This window comes from Synechococcus sp. HIMB2401, from assembly GCF_042883245.1.
Lineage (GTDB): Bacteria > Cyanobacteriota > Cyanobacteriia > PCC-6307 > Cyanobiaceae > Parasynechococcus.
The window spans coordinates 133,242-158,613 of the sequence record NZ_JBDJKK010000002.1 but is presented as its reverse complement, the minus strand read 5'-3'; the positions used below and the strand labels follow the sequence as shown (position 1 = coordinate 158,613).

Sequence of the window (25,372 nt, the reverse complement as noted above, 5' to 3'; positions counted from 1 at the left end):
AGCGGTGGTCATGTCAGCGCCTCCAGCAAGGGCTGCAGTTTCCACATCAACTCCTCTGCTTCGCCAAGGGGATCCGAGTCGGCGACGATTCCGCAGCCGGCATGGGCCCGCAGGGTGTCGCCTTGGCGAAGTAAGGATCGGATCAAGATGTTGCTGTCGAAGCTGCCGTCCCAGTCGACCCGCAGCAGTGATCCGCAGTAAGGCCCTCGGCTGGTGGGCTCGAGCTCATGCAGACGTTGGCAGGCCCGCAGTTTCGGCGCCCCGCTGATCGACCCCCCAGGCCAACTGGCTTCCAGAAGATCGACCCAGCTCAATCCGGCCTGAAGTTGTCCCTCCACGACTGAGGTGAGGTGATGCACGGAGGCATAACTTTCGAGCCCCACCAGTTGGGGAACCTGAATCGAACCCGGCTGGCAGGCACGACCGAGGTCGTTACGCAGCAGGTCGACGATCATCACGTTCTCGGCTCGGTCCTTGTCGCTGCACACGAGTTCCGCGGCGAGATTTGCATCCTGTTCGGGGTCGCCATGGCGCGGCCTGGTGCCTTTGATCGGCCGGGTTTGTACGGCTCCATCAGCACTCACCTGCAGAAAACGCTCTGGGGACGATGACAGCAACGCCTCGTTCTGGTCGCTGATGATCAGCCCTGCAAAGGGGGCAGGACAGGCCTGCCTCAGGGTGAGAAACAGCTCGAGGGCACTGCCTCCCTGGGGCCAGGCTGTGCTGCAACAGGCCGTGAGATTGGCTTGGAAGAGATCACCTGCAGCGATCAGCTCACGGATGCGCTGCACTCCTGCGGCGTACTGCTCGGGTGTGGTGTGGTGACTCCAGGCCGTAAGGGGAATCGATGGGGGCTCGTCTTTGGGCGGCTCAGGGCTGGAGGCCAGCTGTTGGGTGAGGCGTTCCAAAGCAGCCGTGCTGCTGGCTTCGATCCACAGCCTGCGCTTTTGCAGATCAAAGCGAAGCACCGGATCGTGGCGGGCGATCCAAAGCGTGGCCATGCCATCGCTGGCCCAGGGGTTTCCCGGTTCCACCCAGGCGGCGGCTTCATAGCTCAGCCAGCCGCACCAATGCCCTGGGGCAAGCCCCCGCAGTGCCTCGAAGGGATTGCCAGCTCCTGACTCTCCAGGGAGGCCACGGCAGCAGATGATCTCCTGGGGTGCCACCGCCAGGGTGGCCCATCGGCCCAGGTTGCTGCCGTCGCCATCCAGCCAGACCAGGCCTTCTTCGCCGTAGGCATGGGCCAGTTGGTTCGCGAGCGCGTGGGGCTCCTGCCAGGGCAGTTCAAGCCGTTGGGGGCGGATCATGCCGCTGTTGAACTGCAGAGGTCAGGCCGGCCTGCCCCGCGGAGCGCTGCATCACGGATGCGGCAGCTGTCGCAGACACCGCAGGGGTGCGTGCCGCCGCTGTAGCAACTCCAGGTTGTATTAATCGGAACACCCAGGCGAAGGGCTTCCTCAACGATGCGCACCTTGCTCCACTGCACAAGCGGTGCCCAGAGTTGGGCGCCATGGCCCTCCCGACCGGCTTTGCTGGCCAGGTCGGCCAGGGTCTGAAAAGCGTTGAGGTAGTCGGGCCGGCAGTCGGGATACCCCGAGTAATCGACAGCATTCACCCCCAGCACCAACCTCTCGGCTCCGCGAGCCTCCGCCAGGCTGAGGCCAATGGAGATGAACACGGTGTTACGCCCAGGCACGTAGGTGGGCGGAATGCGGCCTTCCTCCACGCCATCGGTGGGGATCGAGATGCTGGCGTCGGTGAGGGCTGAGCCCCCCCAGCTGGCCAGATTCACGCTGATGCAGTGATGCTCTGCCAAGCCAAGCTGTTCAGCAACGGCAGCGGCGGCGTCCAATTCGCGGCGATGGCGCTGGCCATAGTCAAAGGACAGGCCGATGACGCGGTCGCCCTGCTCAAGGGCGAGGGCCGCAGCGGTGGCGGAATCCAAACCTCCCGACAGAAGCGCGATGGCAGTGCGTTGACTCATCTCAGAACCGTGAGTTCGTGCAGGGCGCAGTAGTCCTGTTCATCTAGGTCGGTGCCCTTGGCTTTTTCAAGCAGGGACAGCAAACCGCTCAGCCCCTGATCCTGGAGCCCAGCTGTTGTCGCCTCCTCCAGGAACAGGCGCAGGTCTTTGCGCAGCAGGGCGGTGCTGAAGTTGGGATCGGCGTAGCTGTGATCCAGCATCCGTTGCAGCTTCTTGTCGAAGGTGGGGGCGTAGAGCGCAGACGGCCGCAGGATGGCCATGAACGTTTCCACAGGAACGCCGGCCCGCTGAATCAGTTGCAGGGACAGGGAGAAGCTGTGGGTGAGGCTGGCGATCAACTGATTGAGGGCCAGCTTGGTGGCAGCGCCGCTGCCAACGGGGCCCACGAGCTGGGGCTCTTGGCAGAGATGAGAGAGGAGTGGCCGTTGTGCTTCGAAGACCTGCTCTTCGCCGCCGGCCATCACCAGCAGCGATCCGTTCAGCGCCTGTGGTTTGCTGCCGAGCACCGGGGCTTCCAGATACAGCCCTCCCTGGTCCGCAACCTGTGTGGCGAGCTTGCGACTTTCCTCAACTCCCATGGTCCCCATCGGGACCACCGTTGAGCTCTGCAGATCCCCAATCGTGCCGATCACGGATGCCGTTGCTGCCCCGTCACGCAAAACGGTGATCAAGATGCTGTTGTTTTTCGCGGCTTGCCCCAGATCGTCGATCGCTGTTGCACCCTTCTCCACGAGGGAGACGATGCGGGAGGGGTCGCGATTCCAGACGTGGACGTTGAGACCCTGCTCCAGCAATCGCGTTGCGATCGCCGTTCCAAGGAGGCCTGTGCCCAGCACGGCCACTGAGGTCATGGGCTCAGGTGATCAAATTCTGTTCAACCTCAACGTAGTGGAGCAGACCCTGCACTCAACGGCCTCCTTCAGCGGATTCCAAGCCATTTGTGGCTTTGCAGGCTGAGGCGCCATTGGGCGTGTTGACGCACATGCTCCACAGCCAGGGCTTCTCCGATGCTGCTCTCCCAGCCCGGCTGCAGCAGCCGCTTTGTGTCGTCCTCGCACTTGCACGCCATGGCTGCAGCGAAGCTGATGTCTTCCGGGCCATGCACCACAACCTTCAGCTCATGGCAGGCCTGCAAAAGCTCTTGCCGTGGGGGGCGGTGGCGTTTTGGCGAGAGGGTGATCCAATCGAAGCGTCCGCTGAGTGGATCCACCCCGCTGGTTTCCAGATGCAGGGGGAGACCGCATCGCGCATCGAGGGCCTGGGTGAGGGGCTGCAGATCGTGATGCAGCGGTTCTCCACCGGTGATCACAACGAAGCTGGCTCCGGCTTCAGCTGCCATCTGGGCGGCATCAGCCAAGGCATTGATGGGTTGCTCAGGGTGCCCTTGGTCCGGCCATGAGTGCTTGGTGTCGCACCACGGACAGCCCACGGTGCAGCCGGCGAGCCGAATGAAAAATGCACTGCGTCCGGCATGGTGGCCCTCTCCCTGCAGGGAATGGAATGTTTCCACCACCGGGAGACGCCGGGAGTCAGCCATCGACGCGGTTCATGGGATCGCAATGTCCCCCTGTTGACGCAGGGCCTGAGCCGGTGAATCCGGAAGGCGTTGTTGGGCTGCTTCGATCAATCCCCGGAACAACGGATGGGGTTGTCCAGGCCGGGAGAGGAATTCGGGGTGGTACTGGCAGGCGGTGAAGAACGGATGCCCTTTCAGTTCGATCAACTCCACCAGGCGTCCGTCCGGGGACGTGCCGCTCACCACATATCCGGATTCCAGGAAAAGATTGCGATAGGAGTTGTTGAATTCGTAGCGGTGGCGGTGGCGTTCGTAGACCACCTCGTCCCCGTAAAGCCTCTGGGCGAGGGTTCCCGGCGCAATCCTGCAGGGGTAGACCCCCAGGCGCATCGTGCCGCCGAGGTCAACCACGTCCTGCTGTTCCGGCAGCAGGTGAATCACGGGATGGGGCGTGTTCTCGTTTAATTCAGCACTGGTGGCCTCGGTGAGGCCGGCCTGGTTGCGAGCCCACTCGATCACAGCGGTTTGCATCCCAAGACAGAGCCCAAGGAAGGGCACCCGTTGTTCCCGAGCCCAGCGAATCGCTGCAATCTTTCCATCCACCCCACGGTTGCCGAAGCCACCGGGCACGACGACGGCGTCCATTCCGCGCAGGAGTGCATCGGCGCCGTCCGCTTCAATCTGTTCGGCGCAGACCCAGTGCAGGTCGAGGGAGGCATCCTGGGCAATGCAGGCATGCTGCAGCGCTTCGACGACGGAGAGATAGGCGTCGTTCAGCTGCACGTACTTGCCCACCAGGGCAACCTTCACCGATGGGCCGGGATTGCGCAGCTTGTTGACCAGTTGTTCCCATGCCGCCATGTCGCTGTCATGGTCGGTCAGGTTCAGCACGTCCAGCACTTCACGGCACAGACCCTCCTGCTCAAGGATCAGCGGCACGGCATAGATGCTGTCGGCATCCAGAGAGGGAATCACGGCGCGGGTGGGCACCCCGCAGAAGCCGCCGATTTTCCGCTTGAGATCGTCGCTGATGTCGCGATCACTGCGGCAGACGAGCACATCCGGCTGGATGCCGATCGAACGCAGTTCCTTGACCGAGTGTTGTGTGGGCTTGGTTTTGAGTTCGCCGGAGGTGCCGATGAAGGGCAGCAGGGTGACGTGGATGTAGGCCAGGTCGTTGCGACCCACGTCCTCCCGGAATTCACGGATGGCTTCGAGGAAGGGCAGTGATTCGATATCACCCACGGTGCCGCCGATTTCCGTGATCACCACATCGGCATTGCTATTGGAGGCAACCCGGTGGATGCGCTCGCGGATTTCGCCGGTGATGTGGGGAATCACCTGAACGGTGCCGCCGTTGTAGTCGCCGCGGCGCTCCTTGTTGATCACCGATTGGTAGATCGAGCCGGTGGTCACGCTGTTCAGGCGTGACATCGCCGTGTCGGTGAAGCGTTCGTAATGGCCCAGGTCAAGATCGGTTTCGGCGCCGTCTTCCGTGACGAAGACCTCACCATGCTGGAACGGGCTCATCGTCCCGGGATCCACATTCAGGTAGGGATCCAGCTTGAGAATCGAAACGTTGTAGCCCCGCGACTTCAGCAACCGGCCGAGGCTCGCCGCCACGATTCCCTTGCCAATGCTGGACACCACACCACCGGTGATGAAGACGAATTTGGCCATGACCTGCCGGGCGACTCTTCAAATTAGCTGGCGTCGGTCATCGGCTCCAGGGGGAACCGGCGTTTTAGGAATCCAGGCCCTGGATGTAATCCCGGACTTTGCTGCGTCGTTGGGGTTGCCGCAGTTTGAGCAGGGCGCGGGTTTCGATCTGACGAACGCGCTCCCTTGAGAGTTTCAGTTCTTCCCCGATCTGGGCCAGGGTCTGGGGCGTGTCGTCCTCCAATCCGAAGCGCCGGCGCAGGACAGCGGCCTCCCGACTGGTGAGTTCATCCAGGAGATCCTCCAGATCGTTGTGGAGTTCGTCGTGGGTGAGGGTCTGCTCCGGGGTGGCATGGCCATCCTCGATCAGATCTCCGAGCTGGGTGTCCTGTTCGCGGCCGACACGGGTGTCCAGAGACACTGAGCGGGGCACCCGGGCCAGGGTCTGGCGCACGGTGTCTTCACTGATGCCCAATTCGCGTGCCAGATCCGCGATCGAGGCAATGCGTCCTTCGTTGCTTGCAATCTCCTGCTGGACCCGTTTGATCCGGTTCAGTTTTTCGGTGACGTGAACGGGCAACCGGATCGTGCGGCTCTGGGTGGCGATGGCCCGGGTGATGCCCTGGCGGATCCACCAGTAGGCGTAGGTGCTGAAGCGGAAACCGCGGGTGGGATCAAACTTTTCCACGGCCCGTTCCAGCCCGAGCGTTCCCTCCTGGACCAGATCCAGGATTTCCATGCCCCGCTGCTGGTACTTCTTGGCCACCGCCACCACCAGGCGCAGGTTGGCCTGAATCATGTGGTCTTTGGCTCGCCGCCCGTTGCGGAGGGCCAGCTTCAGATCTTTTGCCTCCAGCTGGGCTTGCTCAGCCCAGGCCTGATAGCCCAGGTCAATCCGCTGCTGCAACTCGGGCAAGGGCAGTCCTGCCGCCCGGGCCCATTCCTGCTTGGTTGGCCAGTGGCTGTGCTGGTTGGCTTCCCGGCGTTGCAGTTCTTCGAGACGGTGCAGTTCACCGATGGCGGCATCGCTCTTAGCCAGCTCCCGTTGCTGGAGCAGCAGTGCTTCGCGGCGCTGCACCAGGCGGGCCAGGGTGACCTCCTCCTCATTGGTGAGCAGGTCGACCCGGCCGATGTCCTGGAGATAAAGCCGCAGCAGATCCGTTGTGCCGCTGCTGCGGCGCTCACGGGTCCCCCCAGTCCGTCGGGGCTTGCTGGGCAAAAGCTGGCCTTGTGAAGTCCAACTTCAGGGTTCCTCGCCGTTGGCCGCGGTGCGACAAATGCGCTGATTCCCTTCGGGATCTGCTCGGCCAAGTAGCCGCCTTCAGTCTTCCTGGTCGGGCTCAACCCAAGTGCTGGCCACATGCAGTTCCTCCAGCTGCTTGTCGGCAACGCCCCCTGGGGCACTGGTCATCAGGCAGCGGGCCTGTTGGGTCTTGGGGAAGGCAATGGTGTCGCGGATCGACTCCTCGCCGGCCAGCAGCATCACCATCCGGTCCACGCCGAAGGCCAGGCCGCCGTGGGGCGGTGCGCCCACATCAAGAGCGTCCATCAGGAAGCCGAACTGCTCCTGGGCCTCCTCGAGAGGCAATCCAACCGTCTGCAACACCTGGCGCTGCAGGGCGGAGTCATGGATGCGCAGGGAGCCGCCGCCGAGCTCAAGGCCATTGAGCACAAGGTCGTAAGCCTGGGCCCGGGCTCCGGGCAGGGTTTCGGCCCACTTCGATGCATCGCTGCCGAGATCCTCCGCATTGGGCGCGCAGAAGGGGTGGTGCAGGGCCTCGTAACGGTTCTCGTCGCTGTTGAACTCGAACATCGGGAAGTCCACCACCCAGAGGAAGTTCCACTGGTCGTTGTCCCGGTCGGCCTTCACCATGCCCAGCTCCTTGGCCAGGTACTGGCGCACCCTGTCGAGGGCCTTGTTCACCGTGGCGGTGTCGCCTGCACCGAACAGCAGCAGGGTGCCGGGTTCCGCGCCGGTGCGGCTGAGCAGCTCCTGCTTCTGCTCATCGCTGAGGTTGTCCTTGATGGCGCCGATCGTGTCGATCTCACCGCCGTCGCGCACCCGGATGAAGGCCAAGCCACCGGCACCAGCTTTCTGTGCCTCGCTGAACACATCACCACCCGGCTTGATCCGCACGTTGCTCACCGCATCGTTGCCGCCGGGCACCGCGATGCACTTCACAGCGCCGCCGGACTTCACGGCGCCACTGAACACCTTGAAGCCCATGTCCTTCACGATGTCGCTCACGTTGGTGAGCTCCATGCCGTAGCGGGTGTCGGGTCGGTCGGTGCCATAGCGCTCCATGGCGTCATGCCAGGTCATGCGTGGGAAGGGCCGCGGCAGTTCGATGCCCTTCACGGCCTTCCAGATGGCGCAGATCAGTGATTCGTTCAGCTCCAGGATCTGCTCCTGATCCATGAAGCTCATCTCGATGTCCAGCTGGGTGAATTCCGGCTGGCGGTCGGCCCGCAGGTCTTCGTCGCGGAAACAGCGGGCCACCTGGTAGTACCGCTCGATGCCGCCCACCATCAGCAGCTGCTTGAACAACTGGGGGGACTGGGGCAGGGCGAACCATTCGCCGCCGCAGACCCGGCTGGGCAGCACGTAATCGCGGGCGCCTTCCGGCGTGGAGCGGGTCAGCACCGGGGTCTCCACCTCGATGAAACCGGCGTCTTCCAGGAAGCGACGGGCGGCCTGGATGGTCTGGGCCCGCAGCCGCAGGTTGTCGTTCATGCGCTTGCGGCGCAGATCCAGATAGCGGTGGCGCAGCCGCAGTTCTTCGCGGGTGTTCTCCTCGTCGTGCACCGACACGGGGAAGGGCAGGTTGCCTTTCACGCTGTTCAGCACGGTGATGCCGCTGGCGAGCACTTCCACGGCTCCCGTCGCCAGTTTGTCGTTCAGGGAGTCGCCGGGCCGGGCCCGGACTTTCCCTTCAACCTGCAGCACGGTTTCGCTGCGCAGATGCTCGGCGACGGCGAAGGCGTCGGCGCCCAGATCTGGGTCCACCGTGATCTGCACCGTGCCGCTGCGGTCCCGCAGGTCGATAAAAATCACCCCGCCGTGATCACGGCGTCGATCCACCCAGCCGCACAGTTGCACCTGCTGATCAATGTTCTGTTCGCGCAGGTCGCCGCAACCGTTGCTGCGCATGGGATGTCTCAACTGGAGAAGAGCGAGTTTCCCACAGCAGCGGTGAGCGTCAGGCGCGTTTGTAGAAGGGCTTGCGAACGACCGTTGCCGGCTGGGCCTTGCCGCGGATCTCAACGCTCAGTTCGGTGCCGAGCTTGGCGAGGGACGGCGGCACGTAGGCCAGGGCGATCGCTTCTTCCAAGGTGGGTGACCAGGTGCCGCTGGTGACGATGCCCACGGTCTCTCCGTTGTGCATCACGGGGTAGTCGTGGCGGGCGATGGCACGACCCTGCAGCTTGAGCCCCACCAGGCGTTTGGCCGGGCCGGATTCCGCCGCCTGCTCCAGCGCCTGTCGGCCCACAAAATCCACGGGCATTTCCAGGTGCACGAGCCAACCCAACCCGGCCTCAAAGGGGTTGGTTTTGTCGTTCATGTCTTGGCTGTAGAGGTGCATGGCGGCCTCCAGCCGCAAGGTGTCCCGTGCCCCCAGGCCGCAGGGCGTGACACTGCGATCGAGCAAAAGCTGCCAGAGCTTCTGTCCGTCGTCGGCGTTGAGCAGCAGCTCGGCACCGTCTTCGCCGGTGTAGCCCGTGCGAGCACTGAAGACCGGTTGGCTCAGGCCCTTGAGGTTGAGCATCCGGTGGCCGAAGCGGGGCAAGCCGCTGAGGTCTTCGCCGCTCAGCTCCTGCAGCAAACCCATGGCCTCAGGGCCCTGCAGAGCGAGCAGCACTCCGTCCTTTTTGATGTCGGTCACCGTCAGGCCAGCGGGCTCCATCTGTTCACGGAGCCAGGCGGTGTCGCTGTCGGCGCAGGCGGCATTGATTACCAGCACCAGCGCACCCCGTTCGGCATCAATGGCACCGCAGTCGTAAACGATGAGGTCGTCGCGAATGCCGCCGCGCTCGTTCAGCAGAACCGAGTAGCAGGCTTCGCCGGGACCGATGCGGTGCAGGTCGCTGGGGATCAGCCGTTGCAGCGCATCCTTGGGATTGGCACCTTCGAGGCGCAGCACTCCCATGTGGGAAATATCGAACATGCCGACCCGTTCGCGAACGGCCTTGTGCTCCTGGATCAGGCCGCTGAACTGAACCGGCATCTCCCAGCCTGCAAACGGCACCATGCGGCCCCCGGCGCTGCGGCAGGACTCGAACAGGGGAGTGCGCTGCAGGGACATGGGGGCGGCCGATGAGAAGCGCATTCTTATGGAGGGCTTCACGATCCGGAAGGGAACCCGGAAATTTGCCCCTGTCCATGGTCCGTTTCGCAGACCGTCACTAGCTTGAGCGCGTTTTCGGAGCGCTTGTTTGGCCGCCAGCTCCTGCTGTCGCAGTTGTCAGTACTGCACCCTGCCGGCAGGTGCGAAGGGGTGGTGCCGTCTGCGCCGGTTGGAGGTGCATGCCGAGATTGCAGATCTGATGGTCTGTCACCACTGGACCCCCCGTTCCCCCAAGCTTCCGGCTCTGCAGAGCAGCGGTGTTGGAGAGCGTCAGCTGGAGCTGGATCGCAGCTTGACGTGAGCCTGGATCCATCCACGTCTCCGCCATTGCTGATGGCCTCCACCGGATGAACGCGGGATACTGCAGCCAACCCCCGTTATTGCCTTGTCCGCCTCAGCTCCGCTGACTCCTCTGGAACTGATCCAGGAACAGCCTGAGGTGGATCGCCTGACCCTTCCCACCGGCGCAACTGTTTTCAGTGCCGGTGAGCCTGTGCAGTTCATCCATGTGATTGAACGGGGATGGATGGAACTGAGCAGTGGTCCGTTGAACCGCATTCGCTTTGGTTCCGGTGAATTGTTTTTCTATGAGGATCTGGTGGATGGCGCCGAGTGTCACAGCCGTGATGCCACAGCGGTGACGCCTGTTTCGTTGTTCCGCCTGAGCCGCTCAAATTTTTGGGCGCTCATCCATCGGCACCCAACGCTGGTGCTGCAATTGCTCAGCAAGCAGCACAGCCGTTTGCGGCAGCAGCGGGCTGATGCCCGTCACTTCTATTGATTGCCACCCAGGAGCAGCAGCAGGCTGCGGGTCACCTTGGCGGCCAGCACGGAGCTGATGCCACTGGTGTCGAGTTGTGGGGCCAGTTCCACTACATCGGCCGCCACCAGGTGATGCTCTCGAAGCACCCCGATCAGGCTGGCGAAGTCAGACCAGTTGTAACCACCGGGTTCCGGTGTGCCGGTTCCAGGCAGAACGGCGGGGTCAAACCAGTCCAGATCGACGGTGAGATAGATGGGTTTCCCCTGCAAGGGAGCGAGGGCTTGTTGAAGGGCGTCGACGCTGGGCATCAGCCGGCCGCTCTCGTGCAGTTCGCTGAATTCCTCCCGCGTGCCACTCCGGATCGCGAGTTGAAACAGCGTCTGGCTGGGAAGAACCTCCAAGCAGCGGCGCATGGCGCAGGCATGGCTGTGGCGGGCCCCCAGCCAGCTGTCCCTGAGGTCGGCATGGGCATCCAGCTGCACCAGCACCAGGTCGGGGTGGCGTTGTGCCACAGCCTCCACGGCACCTGAGCTGATCGAATGCTCCCCGCCCAGCATCAGGGGCCTGAGCCCCAGGCTGAGCACGGCTTCGGTTGCTTGCTTCACCTTGGTGAGAACGGGCTCAGGGTTGCCGAAGGGAATCTCAACGGCACCAAGATCCGCAAAGTCGAGATCCTCCAGATCCAGGTTGAGTTGCGGGCAATAGGTCTCCAGGCCAGCGCTCACCTCTCGGATGGCGGCGGGGCCGAAGCGGGTGCCAGGGCGAAAGGAGGTGGTGCCGTCATACGGCACACCAAACAGACCAACGCGGCAGTCGGCAGGGTTGCGACGGGATCCCATGAAAATGGTTCCGTCGCTGTCAAACAAACTGTCGAAAAGCCCACTCGGCGGTTGTGCGGTCATGGCTGCAGCTCCCGTTCGACGAAGGCCGGAATGGCGTCCATGGCACCTCTCTGCCAACGCGGGGACCAGATCTCGCAGCCTGCGGCGATGGCCTCGCTGCGCTCTGGGTCTGGAGTGCGGTAACGGGGTGTTGCCATCGCAGCGAAGGTCCAGCTCCACCAGCCGCTGGGGTACATCGGCACCCAGCCATAGAGCGGGTCGGCATGGTCAAACACCTCGCGTAACAGGCGCACCATGGCGATGTGGACATCGCGGAAGGCTTCCGGAGATTCGCTCTGCGTGCCGAACACGCCCCCGGGCTTCAGCAGCCGTCGGCAGTTTTCAAAGAAGGCGCGGTTGAACAGGCCTTCGGCGGGTCCGGCGGGATCAGAGCCATCCACCAAGACAACGTCATAGCTCTGGCCCTCAGCCTCAGCGGCCCAGGCGATGCCATCGCCCACCGTGAGCTGGAACCGCGGATCAGACCAGGCGGATCCGCCGATGTCGGGAAGGTGTTCCCGGCTGAGTTCCACCACACGCCCGTCAATCTCCACCATGTCCAGCCGCTGGACGCCTGGGTGGCGCAGGCATTCCCGCGCGGTGCCGCCGTCCCCGCCTCCGATCACCAGAATCCGCTCGATCGAGCTGGCGCTGCATAGGGCTGGGTGCACCAAGGCCTCGTGGTAGTGGCGTTCCTGCTGTTCCGCTGTCATCCAACAGCCATCCAGGAGTAGCCCCCGCCCGTAGCGCTCACTGCGAATCACGCTGATCCGCTGGAACGGACTGGTCTCCTCGACCAGCACCTCTCCCTTCAATCCATAGCGGACGCCGCGGTGTTCTTCGTCAATCCAGCTGCTCATAGGCTGCGGTGGGCATCTCTCCAGCTAAGGACCCGGTGGGGCTGTTCCAAAACACCAGATGTAGTGCTCTTGGGATTGACGAACGCAAGATGTGGAGGTCAAATGTGCTTGATAGGGGAGCTGCTGTCGAAGAGGGCAGCTCCAAAGCCTTTTTCGTCAGATCAAGGCTTTCGTTTTATCGGTAGGGGTCAGGGTTGGTGCAGGTGCTCCCTCTTCGAAGCATCAACCTGGTGGGAACATCCTGTTGTTCTTGAGCCAGGAGATGGCTGGTGCAAGACCTGGTGGTGAACGAGCGGTTGACCATTCCGTCCAGGGAGCTGCGCTGGCGGTTCAGCCGCTCATCCGGCCCCGGCGGGCAGGGGGTCAACACCACCGATTCCCGTGTGGAATTGCTTCTGGATCTAGCGAACTGTTCCTGTCTGGGTCCATTTCGCCGCGCCCGATTGCTGGAGCACTTCCAGACCCGTTTGGTGGAGGGCTGCCTACGGGTTGTGGTCGCAGAAGAACGCTCCCAATGGCAGAACCGACAGAAGGCTCTGCATCGCATGGGGGAGCTGCTGCGGGAGGGCTTGCAGCCAGCACCGCGTGCCCGAAAGGCCACCCGGCCGGGTCGTGGTGCCGTGAAGCGGCGCTTGGACACGAAGAAAAAGCGTGGTGACCTCAAGCGTCAACGGCGCAGTCGTCCCTCCCTGGACGACTAATCGGATCCTGAGGTGGGCGAGTGTTCTGCTCGGATCGCCGCTTTGGCCTGTTTCCAGAGGGCTTGCAATTCGTTGATGCTGCGGCCCTGCAGATCCCCTTCCAGGGCAGCTTCAACGCGGGAGAAGCGGTCGAGGAAGCGTTGATTCGTGCCGGCGAGACCCTCCTCGGGTTCGATGCTGCACCAACGGGCCACATTCACCAGGGTGAACAGCAGATCGCCGAGTTCCTCCTGGGCATGGCCTGTGTCGCCGCTGGCCACCGCCTCCTTGAGTTCGTCCAGCTCCTCATGGACCTTCTCCCAGACGCCGGCCATGTCATCCCACTCGAAGCCGGCTTTGGCCGCTTTCTTGGAGATGGTCATGGCCCCAGCCAGGGCCGGCAGGCCCCGCACCTTGGTTCTGAGCCGGTCGCTGAGGGGGCTGGAGGAGCCCGCCAGGGCCTCGGCCTGCTCTTGGAGCTTGATGGCCTCCCAGCTGCGTCGCACCTCGTCACTGGTGCTGGCGACGGCATCGCCGAACACATGGGGGTGACGGCGGATCAGTTTGTCGCTGATGCCGTCGGCAATCGCATCCAAATCAAAGCGCTGCTGCTCCCGAGCGATCTGGGCATGCAGCACCACCTGCAGCAGCAGATCCCCCAGCTCCTCCTTCATATGGGCATCGCTGCCCTGGCGGATCGCATCGGCCACTTCGTGGGCCTCTTCCAGCACGTAGGGCACCAGCGAGGCATGGGTCTGCTCCAGATCCCAGGGACAGCCCGTTGCTGGATCCCTGAGTTGTGCCACAACATCGATCAGTCGCTGGATGGCGTCAGAAGGAGCGTTGGCCATGCCGTGGCAACAACTGGGGCAACGCCCACCTTCTCATCGCTGTCGTTTCTTCGACCATTCATGGGGCCAGGGGTCGCCATCGAGGATCAGGTGGATCCAGGCACTGCCCTCCAAGCCCACAAGCAGGGCGATGAACTCCCGTGGGTGCTGACGCATCAGTTGCTGGAGCGTTGTCAGCAGCACCGCTGGTGAGAGTGCTGGAACCGCCATGGTCACGATCAGGCACCAGGTGAGCAGCACCGCCAGGCGCGCGGTTGTTCCCAGCAGCGGGCCATGGGACCAGAGCGAGCGATGGGGAACCAGCAGGCGGTAGGGCCACCAGAGAAAGCCGAGGGCTCCCCACCGCTGCAGCGCATTGGAGCGGGTGTCCAGGTCAGGGGACAGCCACAAGCCACCGGCCCAACAGCTTGCTGATGCGATCAGTGCAGCCTTGATGCCCAGCACCAAGCCCACAGCGATCCCGAGCGGGAGGCTCAGAACCCAGATGCTCTGGTCGTGGCGCTGACCCGTTGCCAAGCCTTCGGAGCTACTGTGCGTCCCCAAGCTGACGCGTTAGGGCAGAATCTGCCCGGTGGGGCGATTAGCTCAGCGGTAGAGCACCTCCCTTACAAGGAGATTGTCACTGGTTCGATCCCAGTATCGCCCATCTCAAAACGCAGTGCTGCACTGGGTTTCGTTGGTTTTTTGCTTCAGCTCGCCAACGCTCGCTCTCCAGGGCCATCGCCTGTTGGCTGGGCGCTGAATTCACCGCGCAGGACGCCTTCTGCCCTTCGCATCATTTTCAGGCAGGTCTCCTTGTCAGCAGCGGCGTAGGCAGCGTCCATGCATTGCACGTACTGCTCTTCAGGGGTCACAAGCCGTTTGCTGTTGGGCGGAGTATCGGTCCGATTCGAATGGCTCGCCGTAGCTGCAATTACTCATCCGTTCGGTGCGTCGGATGGGTAGGTGTGCAAAGGTGGAGCGACGCCAAAGAGCCTGATTGAAGGCCCACTGCGCGAGAACCGATAACTCGATCCCATGAACCGAAGATCCAGCACTCCCCCGAGGGAGTGGCGAAAGGCTGGCAGCAATGCCAGCAGAATTGACCTCAGCGGCTATGCCTCATCTCAGCATCGCCGTTTTCTGAAAGCCGAAGCAGAGCAGTCCTCAAGGGAGCCCAGTCACCGCTGATTGTCTTCTTTCCAGCAGTGGGATGAAGGCCGCCTCAGCTGTTACTGCCGTCATCCATGCCACGTCTGATCAGGCTTTGCGTGAGCCAAAGCAGACCCATGAAACCAGCGGTGACGATCAACAGAGTCAAGGTTCGGGCTGTGGTGCGGGGCTTTAAAAGTTACTCAGACTGCGCCGCGTCCTTTTTGGAAGACAGCCCATCCAGCACCCTCTGAAGGGGGAATGGGCTGCGTGTCCAGTGTCATCTAGAGGTCTTGATCAGCGGCTGCTGGAGCGCTTGCGCACAACCCTGGGGGTCTCCCGCTCGGTCTTGGCATCGGTTTCAGACACCGTCTTGTCTTCGCCGGCCGCTTCTCCCTGCCCGGGCTCATCGTCGGGTTCCTGCGCCTCAATCACCCCAAGCACCATGGCGGCTTCCAGCTGATCGCTCATGTCACCGATGGTGAGCAGAGCTTTTAAGACCAGCTGGGCGCGAGGAGCTTTGGGCAGACCGGGACGGAGTTTTTTGGTGGTGTTCCACAGCTCCAGGGCCACTTCCTTCAGCAGTTCCTTGTCAGCAGCCATTCGATTCGAACGTGAATCACACCATTCTCGTCATCGGGGGGTGGTCTCCCTTCCGAATCAGAAGCAGAAGGGAAGGAATTGGGTGCGGCAGGCGGCATAGCCATCCACCAGGGGGCCCAGCCCGATCTGGTGAACGATGCCGGCACCGGTGAGACCCTCGGTAATGATTCCGATCACGATGCCGACCATGGCGGCACGGCCGTTGAAGCGTTCGGCCTTTTTGAGCTGCTCCATGTGGATGTCGCGGGCAGCGACGCCTTGGAACCAGGAATCGCTGGCTTGCGCGGATTTCATCGAACTCAAGCTGTTGTTACAAAGCTTAATCCGAAAAATCAGTTTTTCAGCAGCAGTCGTTCCCCTGGTGTTGGATCGGTCCAGGAGCTGCTGGCTGGCAGCTGGGCACCAGTGCTGGCCACGGATCCTTTCATTTGCAGGGCCCGACTCAATGCGCCGCCAAAGCGCACGTCACCGCCGGAGGTGCTGGCGAGCACCGTGGTGGGTTGGAAGCGTTCCACCAGTTGCGGCACCACGGAGCAGCCTTTAACGAACGCTCCAAGCGCCGGCAGCCCCAGATCCACCATCGGCGTGATCACGGCATCCAGGAGCTGTGGCTCCAGGGCTGGATCGAGAAAGCCGTGGGGTTCGAGATAGAGCGATCCGGCCGGATGCTCCAGCAGATAACCGTTTTCCACCATCGGCACCGGTGCACCGGCGCTGGCGCGCACCTGCAGGCCCTGGTGGTTAGTGCTCTCTCCGGGGGAGAGGGTTTTCACGCTGGTGAAGCCCAGGCTTTCCACCACCCGTGCTGCAGCTACCGATCCAATGACAGTCAGGTCCTTGGGGAGAAGCGCCAGGGTTTCCGGATGGGCGTGGTCCGCGAGCCCCTGGGTGAGCAACAGCAGGTTCAGCTTCTCGGGCGCCTTGCGCTCGCAGGGCAGTTCCCCTTTGAGCAACCATTCCCCGGGGGGGAAGCTCAGGCTGCCGCGCAACCAGGGATCCACCAGGACGCGGAGATCATCGAATTCGAGCAACCAGCCATTGGCTCCGTAGTACGTGGCGGCCAGGGTCATGACGGGCTTTGCTGCCGCTCGCGGCAGTCGCTGCAGAGACCAAAGAATTCAAGCGTGTGAAACAGGAGATCGAAGCCTTTGCGACCGTCTTCGGGCACCTCCAGGTCGTGAATCGGGCAGTGGTCGAGCGCCTGGGTCTTGCCGCAATCGACGCAGGTGAGGTGGTGGCGATCCCGCTCCAGCGGCGCATAGAGCGCCTCGCCATTGGGCAGGTGGCGGCAGCGCACCAGGCCCCGTTGCTGCAGCTGGCGCAGATTCCGGTACACCGTGGCGAGGCCCATGGCCTGTTCGGGCTCCAGGCTGCGGTGTAGCTGCTGACCGCTCATCTCATCACCACAGGCCTGCAGGTTCGCCAGCAAGACCTTCTGGCGGGCATTGATCTGGGTGGCAGGGCGGCGAGTGGCCATGGTTTCAAAGGGCGACCAACCAGCGGCCACTCAACATCACAGCGTTGGATTCAGCCACTGATCAGCTGCTCGCTCAAGCTCCAGAGCCGCTGCCGTTCGGCGGGTTGGCTCGCTGCGGGCGCCACACGGCAGAGCGCCGGTGCACCCCGCAATCCACCGAACTGTTCAGGGCCGTAGTGCTCGCCACCCTGTGCCGTCGCCGCGGTGGCGGCATGCAGTTGGGGCAGGGCACCCATGCCGGCGCTTTGGAACAAGGGATCCATCAGCCGGTAGACCAGAGCCTCGAAACGGTTGCCGACGCTGGCGATTGCGGTGGGTTGCAGGTCTGTGCGCGCGATGCCGGGATGGGCAGCCAGGGAGCGGATGGGGCTGCCCTGCTCGCGCAGGCGTGCATCCAGCTCAAGGGCAAACATCACGTTGGCGAGTTTGCTTTGGCCATAGGCCCCATAGCGGTCGTAGCTCTTGCTCCAGCTGGGATCGTCCCAGCGGATCTTGCCGAAGTACTGCGCTCCTGAGGTCACCGTTACCACGCGGGGATCGGGCCGGTTCTGCAGCAGCGGCAGCAGGGCCTGGGTCAGGGCCATGTGCCCCAGGTGATTCACCCCGAACTGCAATTCATGCCCCTGGGCGGTAGTGCGGCGCGGCGGTGCCATCACGCCAGCGTTGTTGATCAGCAGATCAAGGCAGCCGTAGCGCTCCCCGACGGTGGCCACCGCCTGTTGCACGCTGGTCAGGTCCGCCAGATTCAGGTCCACCAGATCCACCGCTCCCCCATCGCGCTCCTGCAGCAACTCCTGCTTGGCCCTCTCGGCTTTGCGGGGGCTGCGGCACGCCAACACCACGGTGGCCCCGCAGCGTTTCAAGGCGCGCGCTGTTTCCAGGCCCAGGCCGCTGTTGGCTCCAGTGATCAGGGCGATACGGCCCTGCTGGTTCGGGATGTCAGTCGCGGACCAACCCATCGCGTCATCTGAGCCTGGGCTCAGTCCTCAGGGAAGAGCAGCTCGGCCAGTTCGTCGGCGTCCACGTCGTAGACGCGGGCCAGGCTGGTTTCGATGGCGTTGGTCACCTCACCCGGCAGGAAGCGCATTGAGTTGAGGGCGTCCTCGGCGATGTCGTCGGTGAGCAGCTTGTCATCGCTGTCCAGCTTTTCGTCATTGATCACCGCCATCACCCAGCTCTGGTAGGCGTAGACCAGATCGGAGAACTCGAGTTCGGGATCGTTCAGGTCCAGGGCCATGGTGCGAATAGCCAGTCGCCCCAGTCTGACCTTTCGCAGGAGAGGATGAAGAGCATGGATTCCGCTGATGCCACTGGCCTGCAGGCCACACTGTTTGATTTTTCAATCGCTGAGCTGGTGCGGCAGCACCGGGAAAGCTTCCAACCCCTGTGGACGGCGGAAAGTTGGGTGAAGCTGCTGATCTGGTTGTCGCTGAATTGCGGCAGCTCCGGGGATGAAGCCGGCATGGCCCGGTTCGTCGAGGCGCTTGGGCCAAGCCTCACCACCCGGATGCGGCGGGTGTTCTTTGAGCGGGAGCTGGAGGCCCTCGATCTTCAGGTGATGGCCGATCCGGCTGAGCAGCAGGTGCTGGTGCTGCCGATGGGCCCGGGTGTTCCCCTGGATCTTGAGCGCGCTGCGACGGTGATCGAACAGGTGCAGTTGCAGGGCCATGTGGCTGACCGGTCGCGCTGGCAGCAGCTCGATGCTGTGGTGGCGATTCCTCGCTTGGAGGCCGCGGCATGAACCTGATCGGGCGCTACAGCAATCCCGGTTACGCCTCGGTGGCCGATGCGGTGCGTGAGTTCTTCGAGCGCCGGGTGGACTTACAGCGGCCTGGCGTGGCCTTCGGGCCCGAGGGTGAGGGGGAACCGGCGAAACAGAGCACCGACATCAGCCTGGTGGCGATTGATCGCTCGGAACCCGAATCCTTTGCCCTCTCGCAACTGATCCTTCGCGGGGTGACGGCCGGCTTGGAGCGCTATCTGCAGGAGCGGCCGTTGTTCCGGCAGTGCTGCCCGCAGCAGAGCCTGTTTGTGAATCCGATCTTCAACCTCCAGCACTACGCCCCGGGGGAAGGGTTCAAGCGATGGCACTGCGATTGGACCATCAGCGATGAGGCCACCGAACCGGTGCACCGGGTGCTGGCCTGGATTCTCTATTGCAACGACGTGGATGAGGCTGGCACCGAGTTCCACTGGCAGGACCACCACGAACCGGCGGAGCGGGGCAAGTTGGTGATCTTTCCGGCTGGTCCGTCCCACATTCACCGCGGACGGGTGAATGAGAGCGCCAACAAGTTGATCGCCACCGGTTGGATCAACGCCGGACGCCAGCAGGACTACCTACGGCGTCTTGCCAGCTGAGTCGTTGGCACGATCGCTGTCTGCTTCGGCCTGGAGCTGATTGCTGGGGCTTCCGAGCCGGTGGGTTTCCTCCTTGGAGGGGGGCCATTCCATTGGATACACCTGCCGCTGCGGGAAGGGAATGCCGATGCCGTTCTTGTCGAACGCCGTCCAGATGGCTTGCCGCAAATCGCTGCCCACAGCGAAGGCTTCCAGGGGATTGCGCACCCAGAAGAGCAGCTTGTAGTTGATCGATGAATCGGCGAAATCCACCGCGTCGCGGCGTGAGGTTTCCTCCGCGGTGTACGACTCCGCTTCCTGGGTGAAGAAGTTCTGGTTCGGAATCAGCAGTTCCGCTCCATCGCGGCCGCGGCGCAACTGGGTGGCCCGCAGTCCCAGCTTGCGCACGGTGCAGGGGTCGCCGTTGATCATCAGGATTTCACCGGGGCGCACCGATCCTTCAAACAGCAGCCAGAGGCTGCTGTTTGAAGTTGGAGATGATCTCCTTGATGCCGAAGCCGATGCCCACCGAGAGGCCCCCGAACACGTCACCAAGGGAAATCAGCGACAACGATTCCCGGCTGCCCAGCATCTGGACAAAGGTGAGGATCGACATCACCAGCAGCACAGGCCGGAAAAACGATTTATCGATCTCTTCCACGGGCACTTTGGGGAAGCGTTGGTGGATCAGCTGCTTGGTGGGTTCCACGCAGCGCTACAGCACCCAGAGCAGCGCCAGGTACTGCAGAAAGCTCGCTGTGATGCCAGCCAGGGTCAACACGCTGGCGCTGATAAGGAGCGCCGCCGGCACGATCAGATGGGCCAGATGCTGGATCCCGATCGCGGCCATGCCATCGCTTCGATAGGTCGATTCTAGGGACGTTGGCCATGGCGGGCAGGGCTTTGCGAGCATGGCCGGCTGAACCGCTGAGCTTTCCGTGCCCGAACTGGCCAAGACCTACGACCCGGCTGGCACGGAGGCCCGCTGGCAGCAGGCCTGGGAGGACCAGGGAGCGTTCCATCCCGACCCGAAGGCCCCCGGTGAACCGTTCTCGGTGGTGATCCCGCCGCCGAACGTCACCGGCAGCCTGCACATGGGCCATGCCTTCAACACGGCCCTGATCGACACGATCGTGCGCTACCAGCGCCTGGCGGGAAAGAACGTTCTTTGCTTGCCCGGCACCGATCACGCCTCAATCGCGGTGCAAACGATCCTCGAGAAGCAGCTCAAAGAGGAGGGCAAGACCCGCCACGATCTCGGCCGTGAGGCGTTTCTGGAGCGGGCCTGGCAGTGGAAGGCCGAAAGTGGTGGCCGCATCGTGGGCCAGCTGCGGCGGTTGGGGTATTCCGTGGATTGGAAGCGCCAGCGCTTCACTCTTGATGAGGGCCTGAGTGAGGCGGTGAAGGAGGCCTTCGTGCGGCTGCACGAGCAGGGGCTGATTTACCGCGGTGAGTACCTGGTGAACTGGTGCCCCGCCTCCGGTTCGGCGGTGAGCGATCTGGAAGTGGAGATGAAGGAGGTGGACGGCAGCCTCTGGCATTTCCGCTATCCGCTCAGCAGCGGCGACGGCCACCTGGAGGTGGCCACCACCCGGCCCGAAACGATGCTGGGCGACACGGCGGTGGCGGTGAACCCCACCGATGAGCGCTACGCCCACCTGGTGGGCCAGACCCTCACCCTGCCGTTCGTGGGACGGGAGATTCCGATCGTGGCCGACGACCACGTGGAGAAGGAGTTCGGCACCGGCTGCGTCAAGGTGACGCCGGCCCACGACCCCAATGATTTCGCCATCGGCCAGCGCCACGGTCTGCCCCAGATCACGGTGATGCGCAAGAACGGCACCATGAACAAGGAGGCCGGCCAGTTCGAGGGGCTGGATCGCTTCGAGGCCCGCAAGGCTGTGGTGGCTGGCCTGGAGGAGCTGGGGCTGCTGGTGAAGGTGGAGGACTACCGCCACAGCGTTCCCTACTCCGATCGCGGCAAGGTGCCGGTGGAGCCGCTGCTCTCCACCCAGTGGTTTGTCAAAACCGAACCCCTGGCGGCTCGCTGTCGTGAGGCCCTCGAGAAGCAGGACCCCCGCTTCATCCCCGAGCGCTGGGAGAAGGTGTATCGCGACTGGCTCACCGACATCCGCGACTGGTGCATCAGCCGCCAGCTCTGGTGGGGCCATCGCATCCCCGCCTGGTTCGTGATCAGCGAGACCAGCGGCAAGTACACCGACACCACGCCCTACGTGGTGGCCCGCAACGAAGCCGAAGCCCTGGACAAGGCCAAGGCGGAGTACGGCGCGGCGGCGGAGATCGAGCAGGACGAAGATGTGCTCGATACCTGGTTCTCCAGTGGCCTCTGGCCCTTCTCCACCCTGGGTTGGCCCGATGCAGACAGCGCCGACCTGCAGCGCTGGTACCCCACCAGCACCCTGGTGACGGGCTTCGACATCATCTTTTTCTGGGTGGCCCGGATGACGATGATGGCCGGCGCCTTCACCGGTGAGATGCCCTTCCAGGACGTCTACATCCATGGCCTGGTGCGGGATGAGCAGAACCGCAAGATGAGCAAGAGCGCCGGCAACGGCATCGATCCGCTGCTGCTGATCGACCGTTACGGCACCGATGCCCTGCGTTTCGCACTGGTGCGGGAGGTGGCCGGTGCCGGTCAGGACATCCGTCTGGACTATGACCGCAAGAAGGACACCTCCGCCACGGTGGAGGCCTCGCGCAACTTCGCCAACAAGCTCTGGAACGCCACCCGCTTCGCCCTGATGAACCTGGGCGGCGAAACACCGGCCCAACTCGGTGAGCCCGACCCCGCGGCCCTGCAGCTGGCCGATCGCTGGATCCTCTCCCGCCTGGCCCGGGTGAACCGGGAGACGGCCGAGCGCTACAGCAGCTATGGCCTGGGTGAAGCCGCCAAGGGGCTTTACGAGTTCGCCTGGAACGACGTCTGCGATTGGTATCTGGAGCTGAGCAAGCGCCGGCTCAACCCCGGTGAGAACCCCTCGACTGAGGCCCTCGCCGATCAGCAGGTGGCCAAGCAGGTGCTGGCCAAGGTGATCAGCCAGATGCATCTGATGCTGCATCCGCTGATGCCCCACCTCACCGAGGAGCTCTGGCACAGCGTCACCGGCGAGCCGGAGACCACCTTCCTGGCTCTGCAGCCCTGGCCGGTTGTGGACGAAGCAGCCCTCAACGATGACCTTGAAGCCTCGTTCGCTGAGCTGATCGGTGCCATCCGTATGGTGCGCAACCTGCGCGCGGTGGCGGGTCTCAAGCCCTCGCAATCGGTGCCGGTTCGCTTCGTCACCGGCCGCGGCGAGCTGGCGGCTGTGCTCACTCAGGGCACGGCCGACATCACAGCCTTGACGCGGGCGGAGTCGGTGGCGGTGATGGCGCCGGCAGAGGCCGATGCGGCTCCGGTGGCCAAGGCCCTGGCGGGGGTGAGTGGAGAGCTGCAGGTGCTGCTGCCGATCGAAGGCCTGGTCGATCTCGATGCGCTGAAAGGGCGCCTGGAGAAAGACATCGCCAAGGCGGAGAAGGAGATCAAGGGCCTGGCGGGCCGACTGGGCAACCCCAACTTCGCCGACAAGGCCCCGCCGGAGGTGGTGGCGGAATGCCAGGCCAACCTCGATGAGAAGCAGGCCCAGGCCGATCTGGCGCGCAAGCGCCTGGCGGATCTGAGCTGAGTCGGTGATTCAGGTTGAGGGGCTGAGTAAGGTTTACCGGGTTGCCGAGAAGCAGCCCGGCTTGGCCGGCACCCTGCGCCATTTCATCCGCCGCCGCACCCGGGACGTCACCGCGGTGCAGGACGTTTCCTTCCGGATTGAGCCTGGGGAGATGGTGGGCTTTCTCGGTGCCAACGGTGCCGGCAAAACCACCACCTTGAAGATGCTCTGCGGCTTGATCCACCCCAGCGCCGGCGAGGTGCAGGTGGCGGGGCACCGGCCCCAGCGCCGTCAGGCGGAGTTCCTGCGCCGGATCACCCTGGTGATGGGGCAGAAGCAGCAGCTGCTCTGGGACCTGCCGCCGATGGATTCACTGCGGGTGAATGCGGCGGTCTACGGCATTCCCGATGCTGTGGCCCGGAGGAGGATCAGCGAACTTGCCGATCTGCTGGAGCTGGGGGAGGAACTCACCCGGCCGGTGCGCAAGCTTTCCCTGGGCCAGCGGATGAAGGCCGAACTGTTGGCGGCGCTGCTGCACGAGCCGGAGGTGTTGTTCCTCGATGAACCGACCCTGGGGCTGGATGTGAATGCCCAGGCCCGGGTGCGGCAGTTTCTGGCCGAGTACAACCGCCGCACGGGGGCAACGGTGCTGCTCACCAGCCACTACATGGCTGACATCACGGCCCTCTGTCCCCGGGTGCTGTTGATCCACCAGGGGCGCTTGTTCCACGACGGCCCTCTGGAAGCGCTGGCTGATCAATTGGCACCGGAGCGGGAGGTGAGGCTCGAGTTGGAGTCGCCCGTTTCGGCCGATGCCTTGGCGGGGTTGGGACGTCTGGAGCAGCTGGAGGGCTGTGATGTGCGGCTGCTGGTGCCCCGCGATCAGCTCACCGCCGTGGTGGCGCAAATGCTGGATCGCTTCCCCGTGCGTGATCTGGATGTGACCGATCCACCGATCGAAGAGCTGATCGGTGGGTTGTTCCGGCAGGGGCGTGTCTGATGCGGATCTTCGGGCTGAACCGGCGGATCATCCGGGTGCTGCTGGGCTCCCAGTACGCCCACATGCTCGAGTACCGCGCCGAGATCGCCCTCTGGGCCTTGTCCGGGGTGCTGCCGTTCATCATGCTCAGCGTCTGGAGCGGCAGCGACGCGCGCTCAGGGCTGGGGCTGGATGGTGTGGCCCTGGATCGCTATTTCCTCAGCGCCTTTCTGGTGCGTCAGTTCTCGGTGGTGTGGGTGGTCTATGCCTTCGAGGAAGACGCCCTGCTGGGCCGGCTCTCTCCTTACCTGCTGCAGCCGCTGCATCCGCTCTGGCGTTATGTGGCGGCTCACCTCGGCGAGCAGCTCACCCGTCTGCCCTTCGCGGCCCTGATCGCAGCGGTGTTTTTTGCGGTGCGGCCCCAGGCCTTCTGGTTGCCGTCGTTGGGGGGCTTCCTACTGGCCTGGCTGGCCACCTGGATGGCCTTCGCCATCGCTTTTCTGTTCCAGAGCCTGATTGCGGCCCTCTGCTTCTGGAGTGAGAAGGCCAGTGCCCTGGAGCGGCTCCAGTTCATTCCCTTCCTGTTCCTGTCCGGTCTGCTGGCACCGCTCACGGCCTTTCCGCCGGCGGTGCGGGCCCTAGCCCAGTGGACGCCCTTCCCGTATTTGATCGACTTCCCGGCCCGGGTGCTGGCGGGCCAACCGGTGGATCTGTTGGCGGGCTTTGGGGCGCAACTGGCCTGGATCGCTCTGCTATTGCCGCTGGTGCTGCTGCTCTGGCGGGCCGGCGTGCGGCGCTACAGCGCCATGGGGGCCTGATGGGACGCTATTGGCGAACCCTGCGTCGCTTCTGGGGCACGGCCGTGGCCGTGCAGCTGGAGTATCAGGCCAACGTGCTGATCGAGCTACTGGCGGTGGCGATGAGCCTCAGCGGCAGCCTGTTCCTGCTCTCGCTGTTCTATAGCCCCGATCAGACGTTGGGGGGCTGGAGCTGGGCCCAGGCCTTGATGGTGCAGGGGCTTTACACGGTGTTCGATGGCATGGCCACCACGTGGTTGCGCCCGAACCTTGGGGCGATCGTCACCCATGTGCGCGAGGGCACCCTGGATTTCGTGCTGCTCAAACCGATCGACAGCCAGTTCTGGTTGTCGCTGCGCACGCTTTCGCCGGCGGGGCTGCCGGAGATCGGCTTGGGGCTTGGGCTTCTGGCCTGGGGCAGCCATCAGGCCGATGTGGTGTTCAGTCTGTCTTCTCTCTTCACCGTGCTGGTGATGCTGCTGGCCGGTGGCTTGATCCTGTATTCGCTCTGGTTTCTGATCGCCGCCACCAGTATCTGGTTCGTCAAAACCTGGAATGCCACTGAGGTGCTCAGGGCTCTGCTGGCCTCCGGCCGTTATCCCCTCAACGCCTATCCGCCTGCCCTGCGCCTGTTGTTCACCCTGGTGCTGCCGGTGGCCTTCCTCACCACAGTTCCCGCCCAGGTGCTGCTGGGTGAGGCCGCCGCACCGATGCTGCTGGCGGGCTTGGCTCTGGCGGTGCTGTTCTTTGCGGCGGCGCGGGCCTTCTGGCTCTTTGCCCTGCGCTTTTACACCTCAGCATCGAGTTAGTGCAATGCTCCACGCCATGCGTGGGTGATTCCGC

Annotated in this window: 28 protein-coding genes, 1 tRNA gene and 1 pseudogene; 10 read left to right on the top strand and 20 right to left on the bottom strand. The window is 63.7% G+C overall.

The features are described 5' to 3' along the window. Positions 1-8 precede the first annotated feature (8 nt). The 8 genes from AAXE93_RS05760 to gcvT form a co-directional block, all read right to left on the bottom strand. Positions 9-1,307 carry an anthranilate synthase component I family protein gene (locus tag AAXE93_RS05760; protein ID WP_390128960.1) on the bottom strand — a complete coding sequence of 433 codons (1,299 nt, stop codon included), beginning with the start codon at positions 1,305-1,307 and terminating at the stop codon, positions 9-11. Continuing rightward, positions 1,304-1,984, bottom strand: coding sequence for a 7-cyano-7-deazaguanine synthase QueC (queC, locus tag AAXE93_RS05755; protein ID WP_390128958.1), 681 nt, complete (start codon positions 1,982-1,984; stop codon positions 1,304-1,306). The genes AAXE93_RS05760 and queC overlap by 4 nt, the downstream gene beginning before the upstream one ends. After that, complete coding sequence (locus AAXE93_RS05750) at positions 1,981-2,835, bottom strand: NAD(P)-dependent oxidoreductase (protein WP_390128956.1); 855 nt, start codon at positions 2,833-2,835, stop codon at positions 1,981-1,983. The genes queC and AAXE93_RS05750 overlap by 4 nt, the downstream gene beginning before the upstream one ends. A gap of 68 nt (positions 2,836-2,903) precedes the next feature. Next, entirely contained in the window at positions 2,904-3,521 is a 618-nt protein-coding gene (locus tag AAXE93_RS05745) for a 7-carboxy-7-deazaguanine synthase QueE (protein ID WP_390128954.1), read from the bottom strand. A gap of 9 nt (positions 3,522-3,530) precedes the next feature. After that, positions 3,531-5,180 carry a CTP synthase gene (locus AAXE93_RS05740; RefSeq protein WP_115081305.1) on the bottom strand — a complete coding sequence of 550 codons (1,650 nt, stop codon included), beginning with the start codon at positions 5,178-5,180 and terminating at the stop codon, positions 3,531-3,533. 64 nt (positions 5,181-5,244) lie between these two features. After that, positions 5,245-6,378: an RpoD/SigA family RNA polymerase sigma factor gene (locus AAXE93_RS05735; protein ID WP_390128952.1), complete on the bottom strand. Its 1,134-nt coding sequence runs from the start codon at positions 6,376-6,378 to the stop codon at positions 5,245-5,247. Between the two features lie 102 nt (positions 6,379-6,480). Continuing rightward, a complete protein-coding gene (gene aspS, locus AAXE93_RS05730; protein WP_390128950.1) occupies positions 6,481-8,310 on the bottom strand; it encodes an aspartate--tRNA ligase in 1,830 nt (609 codons plus the stop codon). A 49-nt stretch (positions 8,311-8,359) separates the two neighbouring features. After that, a complete protein-coding gene (gene gcvT / locus AAXE93_RS05725) occupies positions 8,360-9,463 on the bottom strand; it encodes a glycine cleavage system aminomethyltransferase GcvT (RefSeq protein WP_390128948.1) in 1,104 nt (367 codons plus the stop codon). A 130-nt stretch (positions 9,464-9,593) separates the two neighbouring features. On the opposite strand from gcvT, the gene AAXE93_RS05720 reads away from it, so the two are divergent. After that, positions 9,594-9,806, top strand: coding sequence for a hypothetical protein (locus AAXE93_RS05720; protein WP_115009811.1), 213 nt, complete (start codon positions 9,594-9,596; stop codon positions 9,804-9,806). A gap of 84 nt (positions 9,807-9,890) precedes the next feature. Then, positions 9,891-10,286, top strand: coding sequence for a cyclic nucleotide-binding domain-containing protein (locus tag AAXE93_RS05715; RefSeq protein ID WP_390128946.1), 396 nt, complete (start codon positions 9,891-9,893; stop codon positions 10,284-10,286). Here AAXE93_RS05715 and speB read toward each other — a convergent pair. Further along, entirely contained in the window at positions 10,280-11,170 is an 891-nt protein-coding gene (gene speB, locus AAXE93_RS05710; RefSeq protein ID WP_250397156.1) for an agmatinase, read from the bottom strand. The genes AAXE93_RS05715 and speB overlap by 7 nt on opposite strands. After that, complete coding sequence (speE, locus tag AAXE93_RS05705) at positions 11,167-12,009, bottom strand: polyamine aminopropyltransferase (protein WP_390128943.1); 843 nt, start codon at positions 12,007-12,009, stop codon at positions 11,167-11,169. The genes speB and speE overlap by 4 nt, the downstream gene beginning before the upstream one ends. A gap of 269 nt (positions 12,010-12,278) precedes the next feature. Between speE and arfB the strand changes: the two genes are divergently transcribed. Next, a complete protein-coding gene (arfB, locus tag AAXE93_RS05700; RefSeq protein WP_115009815.1) occupies positions 12,279-12,710 on the top strand; it encodes an alternative ribosome rescue aminoacyl-tRNA hydrolase ArfB in 432 nt (143 codons plus the stop codon). Here arfB and mazG read toward each other — a convergent pair. Beyond that, complete coding sequence (gene mazG, locus AAXE93_RS05695) at positions 12,707-13,540, bottom strand: nucleoside triphosphate pyrophosphohydrolase (RefSeq protein WP_390128940.1); 834 nt, start codon at positions 13,538-13,540, stop codon at positions 12,707-12,709. The two genes, arfB and mazG, sit on opposite strands and share 4 nt — an antisense overlap. 33 nt (positions 13,541-13,573) lie before the next feature. Further along, positions 13,574-14,056, bottom strand: coding sequence for a metal-binding protein (locus tag AAXE93_RS05690; RefSeq protein ID WP_390128937.1), 483 nt, complete (start codon positions 14,054-14,056; stop codon positions 13,574-13,576). A gap of 58 nt (positions 14,057-14,114) precedes the next feature. Here AAXE93_RS05690 and AAXE93_RS05685 point away from each other — a divergent pair. Further along, a tRNA-Val gene (locus AAXE93_RS05685) sits at positions 14,115-14,186 on the top strand. A 43-nt stretch (positions 14,187-14,229) separates the two neighbouring features. On the opposite strand, the gene AAXE93_RS05680 is transcribed toward AAXE93_RS05685, so the two are convergent. The 7 genes from AAXE93_RS05680 to AAXE93_RS05650 form a co-directional block, all read right to left on the bottom strand. Continuing rightward, positions 14,230-14,394 carry a hypothetical protein gene (locus tag AAXE93_RS05680; protein ID WP_390128935.1) on the bottom strand — a complete coding sequence of 55 codons (165 nt, stop codon included), beginning with the start codon at positions 14,392-14,394 and terminating at the stop codon, positions 14,230-14,232. A 574-nt stretch (positions 14,395-14,968) separates the two neighbouring features. Further along, positions 14,969-15,274, bottom strand: a complete 306-nt coding sequence (locus AAXE93_RS05675; RefSeq protein WP_115009834.1) for a TIGR03894 family protein — start codon at positions 15,272-15,274, stop codon at positions 14,969-14,971. A gap of 57 nt (positions 15,275-15,331) precedes the next feature. Continuing rightward, on the bottom strand, positions 15,332-15,568 hold the full coding sequence (locus AAXE93_RS05670) for a high light inducible protein (RefSeq protein WP_390128932.1): 237 nt from the start codon (positions 15,566-15,568) through the stop codon (positions 15,332-15,334). A gap of 38 nt (positions 15,569-15,606) precedes the next feature. Beyond that, positions 15,607-16,344, bottom strand: coding sequence for an MBL fold metallo-hydrolase (locus AAXE93_RS05665; protein ID WP_390128930.1), 738 nt, complete (start codon positions 16,342-16,344; stop codon positions 15,607-15,609). Next, on the bottom strand, positions 16,341-16,751 hold the full coding sequence (locus tag AAXE93_RS05660; protein ID WP_114987764.1) for a transcriptional repressor: 411 nt from the start codon (positions 16,749-16,751) through the stop codon (positions 16,341-16,343). The genes AAXE93_RS05665 and AAXE93_RS05660 overlap by 4 nt, the downstream gene beginning before the upstream one ends. A gap of 50 nt (positions 16,752-16,801) precedes the next feature. Beyond that, positions 16,802-17,710 (bottom strand): oxidoreductase, encoded by a 909-nt coding sequence (locus AAXE93_RS05655; RefSeq protein WP_390128927.1) that lies wholly within the window; start codon positions 17,708-17,710, stop codon positions 16,802-16,804. A 20-nt stretch (positions 17,711-17,730) separates the two neighbouring features. Beyond that, complete coding sequence (locus AAXE93_RS05650) at positions 17,731-17,988, bottom strand: hypothetical protein (protein ID WP_006852028.1); 258 nt, start codon at positions 17,986-17,988, stop codon at positions 17,731-17,733. 54 nt (positions 17,989-18,042) lie between these two features. On the opposite strand from AAXE93_RS05650, the gene AAXE93_RS05645 reads away from it, so the two are divergent. Together AAXE93_RS05645 and AAXE93_RS05640 are read left to right on the top strand one after the other, a co-directional pair. After that, positions 18,043-18,492 carry a protein phosphatase gene (locus tag AAXE93_RS05645; RefSeq protein WP_390128925.1) on the top strand — a complete coding sequence of 150 codons (450 nt, stop codon included), beginning with the start codon at positions 18,043-18,045 and terminating at the stop codon, positions 18,490-18,492. Further along, complete coding sequence (locus AAXE93_RS05640; protein ID WP_390128922.1) at positions 18,489-19,112, top strand: 2OG-Fe(II) oxygenase; 624 nt, start codon at positions 18,489-18,491, stop codon at positions 19,110-19,112. Before AAXE93_RS05645 ends, AAXE93_RS05640 begins: the two co-directional genes overlap by 4 nt. On the opposite strand, the pseudogene AAXE93_RS05635 reads toward AAXE93_RS05640, so the two are convergent. Continuing rightward, a pseudogene (locus AAXE93_RS05635) lies at positions 19,092-19,926 on the bottom strand (mechanosensitive ion channel family protein); the annotation flags it as partial. The gene AAXE93_RS05640 and the pseudogene AAXE93_RS05635 sit on opposite strands and share 21 nt — an antisense overlap. Before the next feature lie 103 nt (positions 19,927-20,029). On the opposite strand from AAXE93_RS05635, the gene AAXE93_RS05630 reads away from it, so the two are divergent. From AAXE93_RS05630 to AAXE93_RS05615, 4 genes are read left to right on the top strand one after another with little or no spacing between them, the layout of a single operon-like run. Then, positions 20,030-22,774 (top strand): valine--tRNA ligase, encoded by a 2,745-nt coding sequence (locus AAXE93_RS05630; RefSeq protein ID WP_390128919.1) that lies wholly within the window; start codon positions 20,030-20,032, stop codon positions 22,772-22,774. A gap of 4 nt (positions 22,775-22,778) precedes the next feature. Further along, entirely contained in the window at positions 22,779-23,753 is a 975-nt protein-coding gene (locus tag AAXE93_RS05625; protein WP_390128917.1) for an ATP-binding cassette domain-containing protein, read from the top strand. Beyond that, positions 23,753-24,550: an ABC-2 family transporter protein gene (locus AAXE93_RS05620; protein WP_115131335.1), complete on the top strand. Its 798-nt coding sequence runs from the start codon at positions 23,753-23,755 to the stop codon at positions 24,548-24,550. The genes AAXE93_RS05625 and AAXE93_RS05620 overlap by 1 nt, the downstream gene beginning before the upstream one ends. Beyond that, on the top strand, positions 24,550-25,338 hold the full coding sequence (locus AAXE93_RS05615) for an ABC transporter permease (RefSeq protein WP_390128915.1): 789 nt from the start codon (positions 24,550-24,552) through the stop codon (positions 25,336-25,338). Before AAXE93_RS05620 ends, AAXE93_RS05615 begins: the two co-directional genes overlap by 1 nt. Positions 25,339-25,372: the final 34 nt, after the last annotated feature.